This window comes from Brevibacillus sp. DP1.3A (assembly GCF_013284245.2).
Taxonomy (GTDB): Bacteria; Bacillota; Bacilli; order Brevibacillales; family Brevibacillaceae; genus Brevibacillus.
Genome location: NZ_CP085876.1, coordinates 298,307 through 317,839 on the forward strand (window position 1 = coordinate 298,307; position 19,533 = coordinate 317,839).

At 48.5% G+C, this 19,533-nt stretch carries 11 protein-coding genes; 5 read left to right on the forward strand and 6 right to left on the reverse strand.

Going from position 1 to position 19,533, the window contains the following annotated elements:
* Nucleotides 1–61 precede the first annotated feature (61 nt).
* The gene (locus HP399_RS01790) at nucleotides 62–1,012 is read left to right on the forward strand and encodes a lipase/acyltransferase domain-containing protein (protein WP_173619917.1); all 951 of its coding nucleotides are present in this window, start codon (nucleotides 62–64) and stop codon (nucleotides 1,010–1,012) included.
* A gap of 52 nt (nucleotides 1,013–1,064) precedes the next feature.
* On the opposite strand, the gene HP399_RS01805 is transcribed toward HP399_RS01790, so the two are convergent.
* The 6 genes from HP399_RS01805 to HP399_RS01830 all read right to left on the reverse strand — a co-directional run bounded on the left by HP399_RS01805 (nucleotide 1,065) and on the right by HP399_RS01830 (nucleotide 10,468).
* The gene (locus HP399_RS01805) at nucleotides 1,065–5,783 is read right to left on the reverse strand and encodes a collagen binding domain-containing protein (protein ID WP_173619916.1); all 4,719 of its coding nucleotides are present in this window, start codon (nucleotides 5,781–5,783) and stop codon (nucleotides 1,065–1,067) included.
* A 55-nt stretch (nucleotides 5,784–5,838) separates the two neighbouring features.
* Complete coding sequence (locus HP399_RS01810; protein WP_173619915.1) at nucleotides 5,839–6,456, reverse strand: class D sortase; 618 nt, start codon at nucleotides 6,454–6,456, stop codon at nucleotides 5,839–5,841.
* 367 nt (nucleotides 6,457–6,823) lie between these two features.
* Nucleotides 6,824–7,456 (reverse strand): LysE family translocator, encoded by a 633-nt coding sequence (locus tag HP399_RS01815; RefSeq protein WP_173619914.1) that lies wholly within the window; start codon nucleotides 7,454–7,456, stop codon nucleotides 6,824–6,826.
* Nucleotides 7,457–7,608: 152 nt separating this feature from the next.
* Complete coding sequence (locus HP399_RS01820) at nucleotides 7,609–9,372, reverse strand: SH3 domain-containing protein (RefSeq protein WP_173619913.1); 1,764 nt, start codon at nucleotides 9,370–9,372, stop codon at nucleotides 7,609–7,611.
* 14 nt (nucleotides 9,373–9,386) lie between these two features.
* Complete coding sequence (locus HP399_RS01825) at nucleotides 9,387–10,322, reverse strand: hypothetical protein (protein WP_173619912.1); 936 nt, start codon at nucleotides 10,320–10,322, stop codon at nucleotides 9,387–9,389.
* Nucleotides 10,319–10,468, reverse strand: a complete 150-nt coding sequence (locus HP399_RS01830; protein ID WP_007724683.1) for a hypothetical protein — start codon at nucleotides 10,466–10,468, stop codon at nucleotides 10,319–10,321. The genes HP399_RS01825 and HP399_RS01830 overlap by 4 nt, the downstream gene beginning before the upstream one ends.
* A gap of 197 nt (nucleotides 10,469–10,665) precedes the next feature.
* Here HP399_RS01830 and HP399_RS01835 point away from each other — a divergent pair, with 197 nt between their 5' ends.
* The 4 genes from HP399_RS01835 to HP399_RS01850 are packed head-to-tail and all read left to right on the forward strand — an operon-like array spanning nucleotide 10,666 to nucleotide 19,516.
* Complete coding sequence (locus HP399_RS01835) at nucleotides 10,666–12,459, forward strand: vWA domain-containing protein (protein WP_173619911.1); 1,794 nt, start codon at nucleotides 10,666–10,668, stop codon at nucleotides 12,457–12,459.
* Nucleotides 12,460–12,472: 13 nt separating this feature from the next.
* Nucleotides 12,473–15,862: a tubulin-like doman-containing protein gene (locus HP399_RS01840; protein ID WP_173619910.1), complete on the forward strand. Its 3,390-nt coding sequence runs from the start codon at nucleotides 12,473–12,475 to the stop codon at nucleotides 15,860–15,862.
* Between the two features lie 34 nt (nucleotides 15,863–15,896).
* Nucleotides 15,897–18,245 (forward strand): hypothetical protein, encoded by a 2,349-nt coding sequence (locus tag HP399_RS01845; RefSeq protein ID WP_173619909.1) that lies wholly within the window; start codon nucleotides 15,897–15,899, stop codon nucleotides 18,243–18,245.
* Nucleotides 18,242–19,516, forward strand: coding sequence for a vWA domain-containing protein (locus HP399_RS01850; RefSeq protein WP_173619908.1), 1,275 nt, complete (start codon nucleotides 18,242–18,244; stop codon nucleotides 19,514–19,516). The genes HP399_RS01845 and HP399_RS01850 overlap by 4 nt, the downstream gene beginning before the upstream one ends.
* Nucleotides 19,517–19,533: the final 17 nt, after the last annotated feature.

Consider the following 19,533-nt stretch of genomic DNA (forward strand, 5'->3'; position numbering starts at 1 on the left):
CAAAAGCATATGTTGTTTTCCTTCTGGTCATGGGACAAAAGGGAGGGAGAGGAGTGCAAGCATGAGTTTTTTTCTTGCGCAAAAGGCACCGATTGTTTTTGTTCCGGGGCTGTTTGGGTCGATGAGTGATCAAATTATTCCGGGTACTGGTGACTGGGGCTTCGGGTTTGCCCGAACGGCTTACGAGCCATTTATCCGTTTGCTTGGAAAAATGGGTTACCCTCTCAATGAACAATTGTTTGTAGCTTTTTATGATTGGCGAAGGCAGATCGATATTTCAGCCGAGCGCTTTTTGCTACCTGTCATCGAGCGAGCGAAGCAAACGACAGGTTCCCCGTATGTCAATCTCATTTGCCATAGCATGGGGGGCCTTGTTGCTAGATCCTATGTCCAGAGCGAATTTTATCAAAACGATGTGGATCAGCTGCTCGCTTTTGCGACTCCCAACGCAGGATCGCCTGTCGCCTACAGCTATTGGGCAGGAGGGAAGCTGCCGCGCTCCGTTTCTGCCAAAAGAAATGTCGTAGAGCTATACATGAATGTTTATCTGGCCTATTTGGAGCAAAGCATCCCTTTTCATCGTATACAAGCTATTCACAGACACTTTCCCAGTCTCCTTGATCTCACCCCGTCAGCAGCATATGGCGATTATTTGCTGGAGAAAAAACAGGGGGTAGAAGCCTTCGTACCTTATGAACAAATGGTCGTGAAAAATCAATACATGGACTTCTTGAACGCAACGATGGGGATTATCGCTGCTCGCAATATTCGCGTCACGCTGGTAGCTGGCATTGGACACGAAACAATTCATTACCTGCGAACAGTCCCTTCGCTGTCTCCCGATAAATGGGTCGATGGAAGAGTAGTGGGCTCGATCAATAGTGACGCTGGGGATGGGAGTGTCATGGCAAACAGTGTATTCGCGCTGGAAGGTGAGCGTTATTACGTAGAGGCGACACATCTGGAGATTTTATATAAAAGTGAACCGCTTCTCCGGCAATTGCTAGAGTAGGGAAAAAGAGGACCAAGCCGGGAAAATCCCTGGACTTGGTCCTTTAGATGAGCTACGCTTTCCTGTTTCTGCGATACATGATCGAAATACCGATCAAGATCGAAACGATACCTGCAACGATTGGGAGTGGGTTAGCCTGTTCTCCAGTCTGAGGCAATACTTTACCTGTAGATGGAGATTCGTCGGTTTCCAAGACGTTGGAGTTATTGGCAGCTCCCGAATCGTTTGGTTTGGTCGTATTTCCTGTTTGATTCAACTCTCCTGAAGTGTTGGGGTTCGTAGTGTTGCTGTTGTTTGCATCAGGAGTACCAGGTTGGTCTGGGTTGCTAGGTTGGTCTGGGTTACCAGGTTGGTCTGGGTTACCAGGTTGGTCTGGGTTGCTAGGTTGGTCTGGGTTGCCAGGTTGATCTGGGTTGCCAGGTTGATCTGGTTTGCTAGGTTTGTCTGGTTTGTCTGGTTTTTCCGGTTTTTCCGGTTTAGGCTCTGGTTTAGGTTCTGGTTTAGGCTCTGGCTTTGGTTCAGGCTTCGGTTCAGGTTTTGGTTCAGGCTTCGGTTCAGGTTTTGGCTCAGGATTTCCGCCACCACCACCGCCACCACCACCGGAGGTCACGTCATTTTCGACAGTCACCAGCACATGGTCGCCAGCTACTTGGTTTCTTTTAATCTCGAACTCGATTGGCTTGCTGCTTTTTACATAACCAGCAGGTGCCTTCGTCTCGATAAACTCATACTTGCCTGGATTCAGGCCTTCGACAATCAGCTCTCCGTTGCCATCTGTGGTCAGCTCTGTAAGCTCCTGACCGTTCATGTCTTTGGCTACCTTACCATTTTCATCGCGGAGCGTAAATTCGGCTCCTTTGAGCTTATGGTTTGAGTATCCCGTTCTAACTTTGGTCAGTTTCACAGATCCTGGGTTCAATCTGTTGGTCAACGTGAGAGAGGCCGTGCCTTCATCTGTCACTTCGAATTTCAGTGGTTCAGCCAGCTCATAATCAGCAAGAGCTTTTGTTTCCACGAGCTGGTAGAATCCTGCTTTCAGGTTCTCGAGGAGAAGGATACCGTCCTTATCCGTTGTGAGTCCACTTTTCAGTACTTTCCCGTCAGCATCTTGAAGCTCAAAGGTTACGCCAGGAAGTGGCTCTTTGGTGTAGTGGTCCACTTTCAGCAATTGAACGGACCCGATATTTTTGGCGTTCTTTTTCGTAAGGGTCACAATTTCTGTCTGGTTGGAGGCGATTTTGAATGAAATAGGAGTCGCATCCAGTTTGTATCCCTTCGGAGCTTTCGTTTCGACTAGCTGATAGTTTCCTTCTGCCAGATCGCCTTTCGAGACTTTTCCGTCAGAGCCGGTTGTCAGCTCAGCGATCGTTTCGTACGCTCCGCCCTTTTCAACCTGTAGATTGAAGACAGCGCCTTCCAGCGTTTTGCCAGCATTCTCCGCGTCAACTTTTGTTAACTCAAATCCTTGACGGAGCAGCTTGTTGTCGATGGTCATTTCGATTGTAACTGGAACTGCTGGATCAGCACCTGCAGGAGCTTTTAACGTAATGTCTTTTCCGTTTCTGTACTCGTCTGCGATGACGTAGCCAACAGGAGCGGATAATTCTTTTAGCTTGTACGCTTTAAATTTGTAGCCTTTGAAGGTGGCAATGCCATTTTCATCGGTCACGACTGTTTCCAGCAAGGTTTTCCCTGCCTTGTCGTACAGACCAAACGTGGCGCCTGCCAATGCTTTTTTCGTATCTGCGTCTGTTTTGACGATTTTCAAGTCGCCTTTACCAGGTGTGCCGGCTCCGCCACCAGCACCGGACAAGCTGACTTTGATACCCTCTTGTCCGTCTTTCCCTTTACCTACAACTGTTTTCCCTGCAAAAGAGGCTTCGTTTTTGATGATCTCTCCATTATCAGCATTGATAAAGGAACGGTACTCTAGGATGTAGGCAGTGTGCAGATCGTTTTTGAAAGTCAGTTTAAAGGTGTTGCCGACTACTTCTAACGTGTAGTCCTCGGATGCCATTTCTTTTCCGATAGCCAGAGCACCGGATTCAGAGACGATTGTCGTAAAGAGTTTGAAGGAGTCTTTCATCAAAATTTGATTGCTGGACAGGGTATCGGTCAATACAGCACCAGCCGAAATATGAGACTGGCTCGGATTGATTCTTACTGTCCATGTTGCATACTCTGAATCTGCTCCCGTACCTTGTACGCCTGTTTTGAGGACGTACTGCCCACCGTATGTTGGTCTGACGGTCGTCTTGCCTTTATAGAGTGGAGTGCCTGTTATGTCACTATCGTGCATAGTGGCATTGTTTTCGTACACTTCTCCGACAGGTAGATCAGCCAAACTGGTTGTGTACGTGATGCGATAGGCCGAGTCGATCTGGCCAAGATGCAGCTCAAAACCGTTGGTTAATGGATCGAATTTGATAGGAACAACTGGTCCTTCGACCACTTTCACACCGTCTGCTCCGCCTGTAAGCAGCAACTTATGCACTCGTAACGAGTCCTTCACAAAAGTTTGTTCTCCGGTATAAAAATCCCGGATGATCGCGTTGTTAATCTTGTAAAGGTTATAGTTCACATCGATTGTCCACGTGATTTCTTTTGTGCGGGCGTCGTATGTACCCGTTTTGTTGCCGTTATTGTTAGTGTAGCTGTCTGGTTTAACAGTAGCGGATTTCGTGATAGGGTCTTGTGCTTTCCCGTTTTCCTTCCAGTTCAGTTCGGCCATGTTTTTGTACACGGATGGACGGTCCTTGTAAGTAGGATCAAACTTCGTCAGGTACGTAATCACTAGACCTTTTGTGACTGGTTTGTGGAAGGTGATCTTGAATCCTTCTTCGTACGTTGGGTTCGGAGAGATACTGTAGTCTTTGCCAGAACCTTCTTCCAAATCCTTTGTCCAATCGTTGATTTTTACTTTGCCAGGGAGGAGAGTCAGCCCTTGACCCGCATAACTGTCGGTAATGACGACTTCATCCATCACCTGATTGTCGTCGTTTAGACTAAGCGTCCATTCGATCGTTTTATCCAGGTAGTTCACTTTTTCTTTTTTTGCGTTTTTCCAGAAGATTGCTTGATTGATCTCTCTTGTTGCATCTTTTTTGGTTCCATCATAGATCTCTACTTCATTTTTCACGAGGTAGCTGTCTTGGTGGACCCGATTTTTGGCTTTGGTTTGGTAGGTAATTTCGTAAGCAGCCGACACGTCATGGTCAAACTCTAAGCGGAAGCCGGTAGCCGATGGGGTTACGTTGTACTCTGTGATGGCAGCCCCGTCTTTTGTTCCGTTTCCGTTGTCACCGATGGTCATTTTATGAACGGTAAAGGAACTATTCACGAGCTCTTGATGACTCGTATCGAATCGGTCCTCGAGCCATGCATCGCTTTGCTTGATCAGTTTTTCATTGTAGTTGTACTGAATAGCCCAGGTGATAGTTTGTTTGTTGTAATCGTAGTGAATCGCCTTTTTGTTCAAAGGCTGGCTGAAGCGGACAGAGACATTCGCGGAATCGATTAAATCCTTTGGAAGGTTCGTTCCTGTGACAGTGGCTTTATTCGTGTAGGTTGTATCTGTCGTACCGGTGACGTTTGTCTTGTACGCGACGCGATAAGCACCGTCGATGTCGCCAATGTTAATTTTGAACCCGTTTCCTTCTGTTAATTTCTCAGGAGTGAAGGTGGTTACCTCAGCCTTTGGATTAACAGAGCCATTCAACTGAACTTCTAATGGGAAGACCTTAATCGAGCTCATGTCGATATCCAGACCGCTTGGAAGCTCATCCGTAAAGACAGCGCTTTTAATCGAATTTTCACTCAAGTTAAAATCGACGGTCCAGTCGAGATAGCTAGGATTCATGCCCTTGTTTGCTTTTCCGTTCTTGTCGATTTCATTGTTGTTTTTGCCTTTGAAATGGACAGAGATCGGGACGATGCCATCGAATTTGAAATCGATTTCCTGTCTCGTGCCACCCTCAAACTTTTTCTCATCGAATTCCCGCCATACATAGAACGTTCCGTCAGTGATCTCAGCGCCGTCATTGATGGCATCACTGAAAGTGAAGGTGACGGTGCCGTCTGTTGTCACTTCATAGGTGCCGTAGCCTCCGTTCAGATCTCCGGTCAAAATGCGATCGGTCCTAAACTTATCTGGGAGAGGGAAGGTAAAGGTGGCACCTTCTGAGTAAGGATGTCCAGCAGGGATTTGCCAGGTGAAATCAACTTGAACACGCGAGCCCTGATCGGGGCGGATGTCTTCAATGTTGTTTCCGTCTTTGTCCTTCATGACTACGCTGGTGATGATGTTGTCTTTGATGATGTTGTCTTCAGGGTCTGGAACTGGTACCGGTACCTCTGGTAGAGGAACTGGTGGTTCAACAGGTGGCGTAGTCGGAGTTCCTGTACCGGGATCGGTAGGAGTTCCTGTACCGGGATCGGTAGGAGTTCCTGTGCCCGGATCGGTAGGAGTACCTGTGCCCGGATCGGTAGGAGTACCTGTGCCCGGATCGGTAGGAGTACCTGTGCCCGGATCAGTAGGAGTTCCTGTGCCCGGATCAGTAGGAGTACCTGTGCCCGGATCGGTAGGAGTACCTGTGCCCGGATCGGTAGGAGTTCCTGTGCCCGGATCAGTAGGGTTGCCTGTGCCCGGCTCCCCACTATTGCCAATGACAACCTCACCCTGTGTTTGGGCATACGAGGTTGTCGTGAAACTGAAAAAGTTTTGGATGATGAGCAAAAGTGCCACCACAACGATCCAAGATTTCCTTTGCATATGCTCCTCCTGTACTAAATAAAAACTAGCTCATTCCGTCTTTCAGTAGGAAGTGTTAGGGATGAGATGAAGTCGTTTGTTTCCATTCAGCTTGAACGATCAGTCTGTCCTTCGGATCTTTTGCTCCAACAGGGGTGCATGTGACCAAGGTGATCAATGGCTTCTTTTGATCCTCTAGAACTTCTACTTGTGTACGATCTACGACAAAGGCTTTCACGACAACGAATTGGTAGGTCGCCGTTTTCGTCTTGATCTCAATCTCATCGTTAGGTGCTAGTTCGTCCAAGCGATTGAATTGCTTACCGTGAGTAATCCCGCGATGGCCTGCCAGTCCAACATTATTCACACCGAATTCCTTGTCTGGCTCGATCAGGCCAACCCCTTTACTCAAGGCATGCTTGTCCGCGCCTTCAAAAATCATCATTTCCAGATCAATTTTGGGAATCCGAATCACGCCTCTGGCACCTTCCAACATAGCGAGCGGCTCTTGTATCTGAGGAGCTGGTGGGTCCTCGGATGCAGCCGTTTCTATTTGCTCGCTGACGTTGCTCAGTTGTTCGAACGCTTCGATGAGCTGTTCTTGCTTTTGTGCAGATACCGCCGTTTCCCATTGAGGATAGAAAAGGAGGAATAAGCCTGCCAGGATAAACCCAGCACTTAACAGCACTCGCACATTCTTCAACTCCCTTTTCGCACCGTTAACTCAATTCATCTTTCCCCCCTTGTCCTGATTTTTAGTTACACTAAACTTTTTTCGGTAAGGGCATTCGTTCCAATTGTGAAAAAATGCCTAGAGGTATCATAATCTTTTGACCTAAACAATTTCTGAACATGAAAAAAGCCAGAGGAGAAAGAACCTCCTGACTGGCTTTTTTGGTCTTCATTTTATGGTTAATAGGCAACGCTTTTCGAAACAAATCCAACTAAGACGTTCCCGTTTGCATCGATAGTGGAGCCGTAATACCAATCTCCACGTTCACCGACTACTTGAACAAGTGCATCTCTGACAGCGTAGCCCCTGCCTGGACTTTCTGGAACTCCTAAGGATTCGCTTTCGCCCGCAACAGATTCAACCCCATCCCGATAAAAACAATCCCCGTCAGCTTGTTGAGAATAACAGAGAACTTCTGATTATTGCGCAATTTTTGGGTAGCGAAGGAAGCAAACAGGGCGAGGAGGCTACACCAGATGCCACCCGTAACGGTAAAAGTCAGCCCAAGAATAAGGAAAGGGAGTGGTCCGGCTTCCGTCGCGCTAACAAATTGCGGGAGAAAGGCGATGAAAAACAGGGCGACCTTTGGATTTGTGATACTTGTCAGGATCGCTTGCAGATAGACCTTTTCACCCTTCAGCTTCTTGGAATCGGCTGTATCAAAAGCTGGTGATTCCTTCGTCATGAGCATGCGAATGCCCAAATAGACGAGATAGGCGACCCCCAATATTTTGACGATGTTAAAAAGCACGATGGATTGCGCCACAATGAGCGACAAGCCGAAAGCAGCCAAGAGTGTGTGAATGAGTGAGCCTGTCAAAATGCCAAGAACCGAAAGAATCCCTGCCTGTTTTCCTTGCGAAATGCTGCGGGTGATGATGTACATCGTGTCTGAGCCGGGTATCAGGTTCAACATGATTGCAGTCATCAGAAATGCTTCATAATGAACGATTCCAAACATCGCTTCTCACTCCTTGTCTATCTATAAAATAAAAATAGATTATAGAATAATCTGACACCTAAGGCAATGCGAAAAATGAGGAAAAGCTCCTGACGCAGATCATAGAAAGTGTATCATGATCGCGAGGGGAGCTCATTATTCAAGTGGACGGATTACGGCGTCGATTCAGTAGCGCGTATCCAGCCTTCTTTTCCATTAAATACAATCTGGTACCAGCCATTCAGATCGGCGATGACTTGGAGGGAACCATCTGCTACTACTTGACCGATCTTCTCATATTCATCACCTGGACCCGCAAAAACATCAATTTTTTGAGTGGTAGGGTTAGTCTGGTCCGTTACCTCTGTCGATCCGTCAGCGGGGGAGGTCGCTTCTCCTGACTCGTTACCCTCGGTCGTTTCTTCGGGGCTCTCTTCTAAGTCAGCCAGCTTTTCTATGTAATTCAAGCCATTGTCTTCGAGCTTGAACAGAGCGATTTCCTTTTCCCCTTTGCCTACCGGATTTTTCATGATCACATGCTCAGAGTCTTCTACGCTAAGTTCATCCGCCTCGACCGAAAAGCGCTTATTGAGTGACTCTTTTGTCAAATTCGGAGACAGTGCCGCGTAGGCGTTAGTACGTTCCTTGCCGGAAGAACTCACGATAATCACAGGCTCATCTTTACTTCCCAGTTTATCGTCGATCTTAGCCTTGGCCGTTTTAAAGTCCACATCCAACGATTGATCCAGATAGAGGATCGAGTCATTTGGCATCTTCGCTGCGAAGTAAAGACGTTGATCTGCCTCAGAGAGTCCAAATGCGTAAAGCTTTGCTCCCCAGCGATCTGTGCCGGAGAGCATATCGGTGAACGTTCTGTCTGGATATCTCAATTGCAATAAGCGTGCTGGATCGTATTCCAACCAGAGTTTTTCTAGATCGGACAGGAGTGTAGCCGTATCCTGGAGCGGATTCAACTGTTCGTACAATTCACGCGCTTTGGTGAACTCGAACGACTTGATGTATTGTTCTGCCTGCTTGAGCTTGCCTTCCAAATAGCGGGTGATCGAATCGAGGACAGGTGAATCACTGGACAGCACATCCTCGATTTTTCGATAGGCGGATGCCATGTTAACAAAGGCACTCAGATCCTTCGAACGAATGATTTCCTTGATTTCAGCTAGCGCATACTTTTCCAACTGACCCACTAACCAATCTGTCTCGATACCCAGTTTTTCGTAATGGCGTATGCTTGCAGCCGTTTTGGTGATGACTTCTTCAAATGGAGCCGAAGCAATCAGCGCCCGTAGCTTTGTCTTTTCATAGTTCTGGAACAAGGACGAGAGCTCAGCCTGCTTCTTCTTTTTGCCGCCGTAGTATTCATCTGGAATGGCAAGGAGTGTTTCGATGAAGGCTTCGTCCTGATAGTTTTCCTTTTCGAGATTCGATTGTGCCTGCGACTTGGCTGTTTGCAAGGCATTCAAGTAATAATCGGAAAAGCTCTTATCCATGCCCAAATGAGCGGACAATTGCTGGAAAAACATCGCCGGTACGTCCTTTTGATTTTGGTATTTCTGTTTGACTGCTTGGTATTGTTCATAGACTGCACCGACTTCTGCGACCTTCTTCTCCGAGATGGCAGAACGTGAATACTGGTGAAGCCCTTCCAGCTCGGTGCGGATAGAAGTTAGTTGGAACATGATGGAATTCCATTCGTCATCCCCGTAGGACAGAACAGCCATATCATGCGCACGAGAAAAGGTTTCCTCGGCTTGCAGCAAGTTCTTTTGCTCATAAAACGCCTTTGCCTGTTTATACAATGTAATCTGCTTGTACCCGAATCCGAGCTTGAACAGAACGGCGATCAGACCCAAGGCAAAGAGTCCGAGAAAAATATTACGGACCCAGAGGGACCTATGATAGGGAGAGATAGGTAACATAAAAGGCTCCTCCTTCACAGTAAGCCTTTGAAATCCGGGTCAAACGCGTAATGCGTATCCACCCTGTTTTTGGTAGAATGATATAGTTGTTCCCAACCTTCATCCTTATGGGTTTGTACCATTTTTGCCAATCGCAGAAGGCGCTCGCGAGGCAAAAAATCGATAAATTCGATAATCAGATCCTGATACTCGTCCACATAAGACTTCATGCGGAGCGCTGCACCTGCCACTTGACCGATGAGCTGATCCCCGTTTTCCAGCAACAATATTTGATTTTTATAACGTCTAACATAGGTAAGCACGGATTTTTTGACGAGCGAAGGCTGGACCTTGATGACTTCGCGCACATATTCCATGAAGTCCTTGTCGTACATAGACGGGATGAGCGTTTCGAGCTCCAGCTCCATGTCTTTGCGCAGGACGTAATGATTGAGGAACATGATCTTGCGTATCTTGATCGTATCGGAATCGATGAAATGCCCGATCTCTCTCGTTTTTTCATAAGCTTCCTTTAGAAGTCCTTCTTTGACGTCGTTGCCCACTTCTTCCAAATGACGGAGGAGTGACTTCTTAAGCGTCTCCATTTCCCTCGTTAAAAAGTGTTGAAATTGTACGTCTCTTTCGTAGGTGCCGTATTTTTTCTGCATCACGAAAAACAAGACGAACAACACACAGCCAATACCTCCTGCGAGAGCTAATTGCAAAAGGGTCTCCGCAGAAAGGGCAGCAAGACATACGAATAAGCCCAAGAGCAAGAAGCGCGTCTGCACATAGCGGCGCGTCACTGAATGGGAAACCTGGCGGATCGGTATGTAAGCTCTCCCGCAGGTCTCACAATGCGTCTCCCATAGGACATGGTACGTATGGCATCGCGTGCACGCTTGAATTCTTTCATACGTATGAGTGGTTTTACGGGTTTTGCGAAATTGTACGCCGATTCGTTTTCTCATGGTGAATCCCTCTTCTCATTCAGTAAGGCATGAAGATGCTGATCGATTTCGGCGTTGGAGAGATTGCGCCGTTTCAGTCGCAGCAGCTTGAGGAATCGGACCGCTAGCAGCAAAAAAGCCGCAAACAACAGAAAGTAAGTTAACATAAAATTTCTCCTAACGAAGTTGTCGAAATCTGTAACAAAGAATCATGTCGTATCGTATTACGAGTAAGGGGCAATCATTCTAGTACTTTTTATTCACTTGTCTTCTACTTCTTGAATCTAGTGGTAATAGTGTCATAGTCTTACTTCCTTTGCAACACTTCACAAATTCTTTGTAACGCACAAGAAAAGGAGCTCTTATGAAAATAATACGATTCCGAATGTTATGTCGATACGTAGCATGTCTTGCCCTGCTCTTGGTCAGTGTCACTTCCGTCACTCACCCAGGCTATGCGCAAACGAGCGGAAACAATATGGACGCTGTCCTGGTCGTGGACGTCAGTAACTCCATGACCCAAAGCGATAAGAACAAAGTCAGCAACGAAGCGATGAAAATGTTCGTCGACATGACATCGATCCAAGCGAACAAAATCGGTGTCGTCGCCTATACCGACAAGATCGAGCGGGAAAAGGCACTGCTTGAGATTAATTCCGAAGAAGATAAGAACGATATCAAATCCTTCATCGACAGTCTGCAAAAAGGAGCCTACACCGATATCGCTGTCGGGGTAACGGAAGCAGTAAAAATCCTCGATGCGGGACGCAATCCAAACAATGCGCCGATTATCGTGTTGTTGGCAGACGGAAACAACTATTTGAACAAAGCATCAAGCCGTACCCAAGCACAATCTGATCAAGAGCTGCAGCAAGCAGTGAAAGAGGCCAAAGACAAAGGCTATCCGATTTACACGATTGGCCTGAACGCAGATGGTCAGCTTAACCGAACGACACTACAGCAGATTGCTGCGGAGACAAATGGTAAATTTTTCGAGACAAGCACAGCGGACAAGCTCCCGCAAATCTTGAGCGAAATCTTTGCTAATCACCTGAAGCTGAAGGTTGTCCCTGTTAAAAGCTTCGTCGCAAACGGTCAGGCTCAGGAGATTCCGATCCCAATCCCGAATGGCAGCGTCATGGAGGCCAACATCTCGATCATGTCGCAAAAAGCAGTGGAAGTGAAGCTGTATGACCCAGCGGGCAAGGAAGTACAGATCCCTTCCAACCAGGTCAGACTGTCGAAGTCCAATGCGTACACGATGATCAAGCTGGTCAAGCCACAGCAGGGCGATTGGAAGCTACAGGTAAAAGGTGCCCCGAAGGAAAAAATCGATATTAACCTCATCTTCAACTACGATCTGCAATTGGAGATGGAGCCAGTCACAGCCAAGAGCTTCAAGGCTGGCGATGTCGTACCGATAAAGGCTGCACTTGTTTCAAACGGACAGAAGGTAGCGAGTCCTGATCTGTACAAGCAAATGAAGGCGACACTGATCGTCAATGACAAGACGGACAATAAGACAAATGAGGTCGTCCTGAACAACACAGGTAGCGGGTTTGAAGGCAGCTTCACAATCCCGGCTGACCATACGTACGAGATCAAAATCAAGGCAGAAGACACCAGCTTTTACCGGGAGACGAAGCCACTCCTTGTAGATGCTGCGAAAACGGCAGGTTCTGGAGCGAGCAAGCCGAACACAACCACTGATCCTGCGGCAGAATCGAAACCATTTCCATGGATGACCGTAGTAGGAGGTACCGTGGTTCTCATCCTGTTGATCGGTGCAGGCTTGTACGCACTGTCGATCTATCGCAAGGCGAACAAGGGCTTCGCGGGCCAAATCGCCATCGAGATCGTGGATGAGGATACAGGGGAAAAGTCCAATCCGCAGTACAAGAAACTGAACGCGTTCAAAGGAAAAGTGAGGCTGCACCAGCTCTTGCAGCTCGCCCCTGAGTTTGCGGAGACAGAGAAAGTCATCTTTTTACCAGGGAAAAACGATACGCTGATCATCGAAAACCGTTCGAGCTGCCGAATCGAAAAGGCCGGACGTGTACTCGATGCAAGCAAAGGCAAAGAACTGAAGAAAAACGATCGCATCAAAATTTCGTTAACGAATGTGAACAAGTCCTTATATGTAGATTACATCGTCTAGGAGTGAGTCGATTATGAAAGCAGTTGTGAGAGAACACATTCAACAATTGGACGTATCCCTCGGCGGAGGAATCGTCAGTGACAAGATTCGCGTAGATACAATTGATAACCCGATGCTCGTCATCGGTCTTGGCGGTACAGGAATTGATGCGCTTTTGCGCCTGAAATACCAAGTGAACAGACGCTTTAAGCTGCCGGTAGACCAGCTTTCCAAGAAGCGCAAGGAAAAGCCGGACAATATTGAATTCATCGCATTTGAAACGAATGAGCATGACCGCAACAAAAAGTACAAGGGCATCGGACTCGATCCAGTGACGGAGTTCGTACTCCTGTCCAATCCTGAGATCGGCGGTGTGTTGCAGAATCGCAGCATTCTCGAGCCGTACATCACCGACTGGCTCTCGCCAGAGCTGACAATTACGGACGGAATCAGCGGAGCATCGGGTGTACGCCAGGCAGGTCGACTTCTTCTCTTTACGAAAATTACGCAAGTCGTCCAAACGATTGAGAAGAAGGTCAAGATGCTGTGCGAGGGCACGAACAAAAAGCTGACTGTATTCCTCTTGAGCGGTTTGTCCGGGGGAACGGGGAGCGGTTGCTTCCTCGACATCGCCTATATCGTACGAGGCATTTTGGAGCGCGACTTCGGCAGTGCGGGGGTAGACAAGGTGAATACGCTGGGCTACCTGTTCACGCCTGATGTCAACCTGTCGAACAAGAGCCTCAGCTCGCACACACGCGACTACATCATGAAAAACGGCTACGCGGCATTAAAAGAGCTCGACTACTGGATGAATGCGGACGAGCGCAATGAGCGTTTCCGCCAGCAATACGGCAACGTGCTCACCGTCCAATCGCCAATGCCGCCATTCAACCTGTGTCATTTGATTTCTGCGACCAATCTGGAAGGCAAGGCATTGGAAAATGCCTACGATTACTGCATGAACGTAACCGCGGAGAACATTACGAACTTTATGGCGAGCGAAGAAAAGCGCTCGGGTGAAGAGTTTGCGATCCACGACTATATCAGCAACATCCGTACGAACATTAACCAGATGCCAAAAGCGTACGCAGCCAACTACCAATACAACGTCATCGGTGCTTCCTCTGCTGTCTTGCCGATCGAAGAGATGACAACCTACTTGGCATATCGTTTGTTTAAAAAGATGGAAAAAATGTTCACGGTAGCACCAGCGGAAGAAGATACGGAGAAATTCGCTCGCAAGCTCGGAATCGACATCGACTCGATTTCTCGCAAGTTCGAGGAGCGCGTTCCTGAACCGTTGCCAGGCTATGAAAATAGTGAGCGTCTGAACTACAGCAACGTGATCACTCAACAAGTCGTGAGCATCGACCACGAACTGGAGCAAGGCTATCTCGCCAAAGCGCGCGAAGCGTACATCAAGTCCAAAAAGCAGATGCCAGGCGACATGATCTCTGTTTTTGGCGAAATGATCACGCGAGTATTCCTGCACCCGCAGCAAGGACCATTCTATGCGTCCCGTCTGATTCATTCGGACAAAGGCTATTGCCTGATGAAAATGATCCTCTCCTACATTGAGAGCCTCAAGGCGAATTTGGAGAGCTACCCGCGTGAGATCGAGGGCGCGCGAGAGAATGCGAATGAAAAGCTGGGCGATGCCCGCAGTGCTTTCATCTCCAAGGAGAAGAAGAAAAACAGCTACATCGAAGCGAAGATCAACGAATACCAGCTCCTGGCTGATCAGGAGAAGCTGGAGCAAATGATCGAATTCTACGAAGAGCTGCACCGTTTGTTGAATGCAGAAAACAATCGCATTTATAACGTATTTACTGAGATTTTGAACGCACTCAACCAAATTTTTGAGCAAAATGGCGACATCCTGATCAACGGCGGCGAAGAGAGTGACCGCACTGGTAACAAGACATACTACTGGAACATCGTCAGTGTGCCGGATATCTCCAAAGTAGTCAGCAACATCCTGGAGCAAAAAGAGGCGGATGACCTGATCCGCGATTTCACCAGCGAGCTGCTGCGACACTCCGATCAGTGGGTCAAAGAGCAGGAGCTGGATATCGTCAGCTCGATCTCGGAATTCCTCTCGGAGAAGTTCGGTGAGGTGATCACCAAGTCGATGGAAGAATTCCTCGTGATCAAATACGGTCAGGACGAGACACTCGATCGCATCGTAGAGCGCAAGATTGCGAGCAAGTTGGATGAAGAGGCGATTCCGGTCTTCCATCTGAGCAATAATCTCGGCAATATGCACTTCCCTTCCTGGGGCTTTGTATCCGTGCCGCTGAAAGCACCATCGATCTTGAAGGGGATTAAAAACTATCAAAATACAGCGATTAGCGGATCGCGCTTTACCGTCAAAGAAAGCGAAGTCAAAAACCGCATCTTCTGGCTGAATACGAAAAACGGTGTTCCACTGTTCGCTTACACACCGTTGAAGGTCTACGAGGAAAGCTACGAACGTACCATTCTGGACAGAGAGGGTATCGGACGCCACCTCGTTCAAACCGAAAAGAACAACTGGGCGTACCTCCCATCCCCTATTCCGGAAAAATCGTGGGGAGATACGTACCAAAACGGGCGGATCAAAGCGTACAACGCCAAAGTACGCGAACTGTTTGACCGTGCGGTACGTTACGGAGCCATCCGCGAGAAGGGCAGTGACAGCAAGACCAGCAACCGCTATGAATCCATCGTGACGAAGTCGTTCTCACTGGCTACTTTCTTGGCTAAGCACCAAGCGCAAGGAGACGCGACCCAGCTAAGCCCTGGCGAGATCAAGCGTGCATTGGTTGAGCTCAAAGGCTTCATGAGAGATGGTCTGGAGCAAGAATTTGCGCGCGATGTGTTCGGCAGTATCAATGAAGAGATGGCAAAAGAAAACCTGATTCGTTTTCCAGAGCAGATTCGCCTAATCGAACAAGAAGTGCGCAAATACGAAGAAATCGAGGCCAAAATCCAGGAGCTGGAGCAGATCGTAGGTGCCATCAAGGACGAAGAAGAGCTGGTGACCCGATTCATCGAAGCACTTTACACAGGGACGATTTGCAAGCGCGGTGCGCTCTACGTCTACGACAAGGATGAGGAAGAAGATGCGTGGGAGCCATTCATCAACCTGATGAAGGTCAACAAGCACGTTGAATTCGCTATCTATGAAAAATACCGCGCATTGGATCACAAGAGCATGGCAACCATCCAGCGCAAGGCTGCAAAACGCAGTGATGCGATGACTTCAGCAGAGGATACGCAGCAGCTACTGGCAAAACTCGATGAGATTGCGGCGACCTTCCAAGAAACGAAAAACGATCTGGAATACGACCGCGACGAATACGTGAACGGTGAAGAGTTGTTCCAGTTCTACAAAAAGGTTTGGTCAAAAGTAAACGATATGCGCAAGACGCTGCAATAAGCAATCAGGATCGTTTAATAACCGAGGAGGATGCATGAGGGATTTGATTGGAGAGTTCGCGACCCAATACGTTACGGAATTGGAAAGACAACTGGATAGCGGAAACGGACAGCGAAGCATTCAAAACCCCGTGCTCTTCCTTTTTCTCGGGGATAAGAGCGTAGAGGCACTGCAAGCTGTTCGTGCCCACAACGAGCGCAACTGGCAAAATGGTCACGGTGTTCTTTATGTCCATGCGTATCAGGACAAAACGTGGGAGCATCCGCAAGTAATCGGCTGCCGCTTACCGCAGGCAGATGCCGACAAGAAAAAAATGCGTACTTCGATCCACGAGCGTTTTTTACTTGATGAAGCTGTCACCATGGAATTGAACAAGGTGATGAAGCTGGCAAGCGTGCGGGTAGCGGAAATGGGTAAGTTGTTCACTGCTTTTCAGCAAGTCAATATTGCCGTCGTGGCAAGGGCAGATGACCCTGCCACGATCCTTTTGCCAGAGCTGACGCTGCTTCTCAAAGGCTACCTCAACGAGCTGTTTAAAAACGTATCAGTCGACCTGTACGTCCTGCTACAGGAAAAGAACAACGGGGAAGCATTCGGGTTCTCGACAGCGCTCTCGGTTAGCTTTTTGGAAGAGGTCAATCGCTATCAGCGGAGCGACTACAGCTATCGAGCGAATCTCTTGGTAACGGAGGATCTCGTGAAGCTGCCTGTGGAGCATGTAAACGCACCGTTATTTTCGCTGGCGTACCTATTGAGTGACAAGACAGAACATGGCTTGTTTATCGAAGGCGGCATGCAGGAAAATTACGAGCTGATCAGCAAGCTGGTGCTTTTGAACAACAAAAAGGTAGAGTCGGAGTTCCATGAAAGCAATGATGGCTATAACAAGCTGCAATTTATGCGCAGCATCACGGTCGATCACGGGCAGACCAAGTTCGCGTCTGCTGGTCTATCCAAAGTAAAGCGACCGACTCATGCAATTGCGCTGACGGTGCTGTCCGCCGTATTTGACCGCTATTGGGAGCGACTCCAGGACGGCGAGGTTTTGCCGAAAACAAAAGCGAGAGAAAAACTCGGATTGACGGCGCATGATTTGCAGCGAAAACTGGCTGGCATTCTCCCAGAGGATCACATCCTGGAGGAAATGACGGGGCTTATGACCTCTGGCATTAGCTACAGCGAGCTTTGCAGTATGAATATGCGTGAAGCGGAGCTGGCTTTGTTTGACGGCAGCAGCCAAGCCTTTTTTGAGGCGAATGTCGTTTCCGGGGCGCGTAAACGTCTGGAGCACATGCTGTCTCAGGACTCCTTGGCTGATTTGATTCAGAAAGTAGTCATCGAGGATGAACGGCTTGGGCTGTATGCGGCTTATTATCTCACAGCCGAACACGCCAATGGAGCAAACCTGCTGGATGAGCTGCGCACAGGAATTCGCGAGACATCTCGACAGGTTGAACAGATTAAAGCCGAGTTGGTCGATCTCTACCAAGAGCGAGTGGATCGGCAGGACATTCGCGTAGGAGGGTTTTTCACACGGGATAAGGAGCGTGTGCGGACCTTCATTCGTCATTTGCTGGACGCTGTTTATGGCAAAAAGCTGGAGCTGCTGGATTGGGAGATGATGCTCTCGATCCTTGTGAGCTATGAGAAACAGGCAGAGCAGATTCACCGGCAGTTAGGTGAGCAAGTCGAGCAACTGGAAGCCTTGCATAAGCAACTCCGGGAAATCGCCCAGACGAGCGTTCGAGAAGCGACTGACTACTTGGGCAAAAATGTGGACGAATATTACGAATCGGTGGTCCATGAAACGATCCGATCCTTGGAAGCTTCACGCGGCAGTGATTTTTACATGGAACAACGGTATATTGGCAGCGGCGCTCTGCTCAGCGGGAATCGACTCGCTGGACTCGTGGAGAGGTTGTGTCAGTTTTGCCGGAACGAGATTCTCACCCGTGCGCCATTTGCTTTATCTTTTGAGGCGGAGCTTCTTGCGCGTGCCAATGTCGGGGCTGCTTACGATAACCGAACCGTGCTGACGAAGGAGGATTTGTTCCTCGATCTGGCATTGGTGCTGGAAGAGCGCGCAGCGGTTCACATCGAAGTGTTCCATTTCATGCAAAAGCATCGCTATGAGGAGAAGTACTTGTTTGCCGATATTCATAACGACTTCGTCCAGTATGCGCTGCACAAGGATGAGAGCACACGAACCTACAAGCTGGGCTGCATCCACGAGGAACAAAAAAGCGGGATAGAAAAAATGAACCTGATGGGTGGATTCGGCATGGATGATTTGATGTTCTACCGCAATAACAAGAAATACCATGCTTCCTATGAGGACAGCGGGTTTGTTTTTCGCCGCGTGGGAGGAGATGAGTCGTCATGAGTCAGAGAAGGGTAAGCTTACTCATGCTAGTTTGTAGTCTGGTAGGTGGCGTGATCGGATTTTTGGTCGGGGAAGTCATGCTCGGCAAGCTGTCCGGAGAAATACCGCAATGGTTGTTAATGGGACTTTATTTTGGTCAATATTCCTTTTTCGTAGGACTGATGTGCCTCATTGCGGAAATGATCTCGCCACGACTGAATGGAGTTGGCTGGAAGCAGCGCTATCTGGGCTTTTCCTGGAAAATGCTCGTGCCCAGCACGTTTTTGATGGTGGGCGTAGTGGCGCTCTTGCTTCAGCTGCTGTACGGGTCATCGTTTCAACAGGCCAGCGGGGCCAACAATATTGTCATGGTTCTGGATACGTCAGGCAGCATGCAGTCGTCTGACCCGGATAACCAATTGTTCAAAGCAGCAGCCGACATGGTGCAGCGCATGGACAGTGACATGAACATAGCAGTGGTTACGTTTCACGATCAAACGAATGTCCTGCAACCCCTCACCGCGCTGAGTAGCCAGTCCGTGAAGGATGAGATTGTGAAGAAGCTGCTTCAATATCCGCGAACGGATGGAGGCACCAGGATCGACCAGGCACTGCAAGTGGGGCTAGACCAGCTGCAAGCCAATCAAATGGCGAATAGTACGGTCGTGCTGATGTCAGACGGCTATAGTGATCTGGATGTCCCTGCCGCACTTGCACCCTACAAGCAAAACCACGTGATTGTCCATACCGTAGGCATGAGCCAAATCGATGCAGACGGAACGGCGTTGCTACAAAAGATCGCTGCTGAGACTGGCGGCAGCTACTTCAATGTCGAACACGCAGACCAAATGACAGGAATCTTTGGTCAGATTTACGATATGAGCCGAATAGACCGCAATATTGTTTCTGAGCGGACAGGAGCGACAGAAGAAAGCATGTTTTACGCCATTACCCGTGTGGTCAGTGTTCTGATTCTCGGTGCTTTGCTCGGCTTGGCGCTGGGTCTGATTTTTGACAATCGCCATCTGGCCAAAAGCTTCACGATTGGCGGGGCGGTATCAGGACTGTTAGCTGGACTTGTTTTGGAAATGGGTCTGTCGTCGATTGATTTGCTCGATATGGTTGTACGTTTGCTGGCGTGTTCCTTGCTCGCCGTCATCCTGACATTGTTCACTCTCTTTGTGCCAGCTTCCACGAGTGGTGGATCGTCTTTTGCAAAGCGCAGACTGAACAACAGACAAAACCCTCGCGCGTTGGACGCCGGGAACCAAAGCAGCAAGCGGTTTGAGTAAAGGGAGCATGATGAATC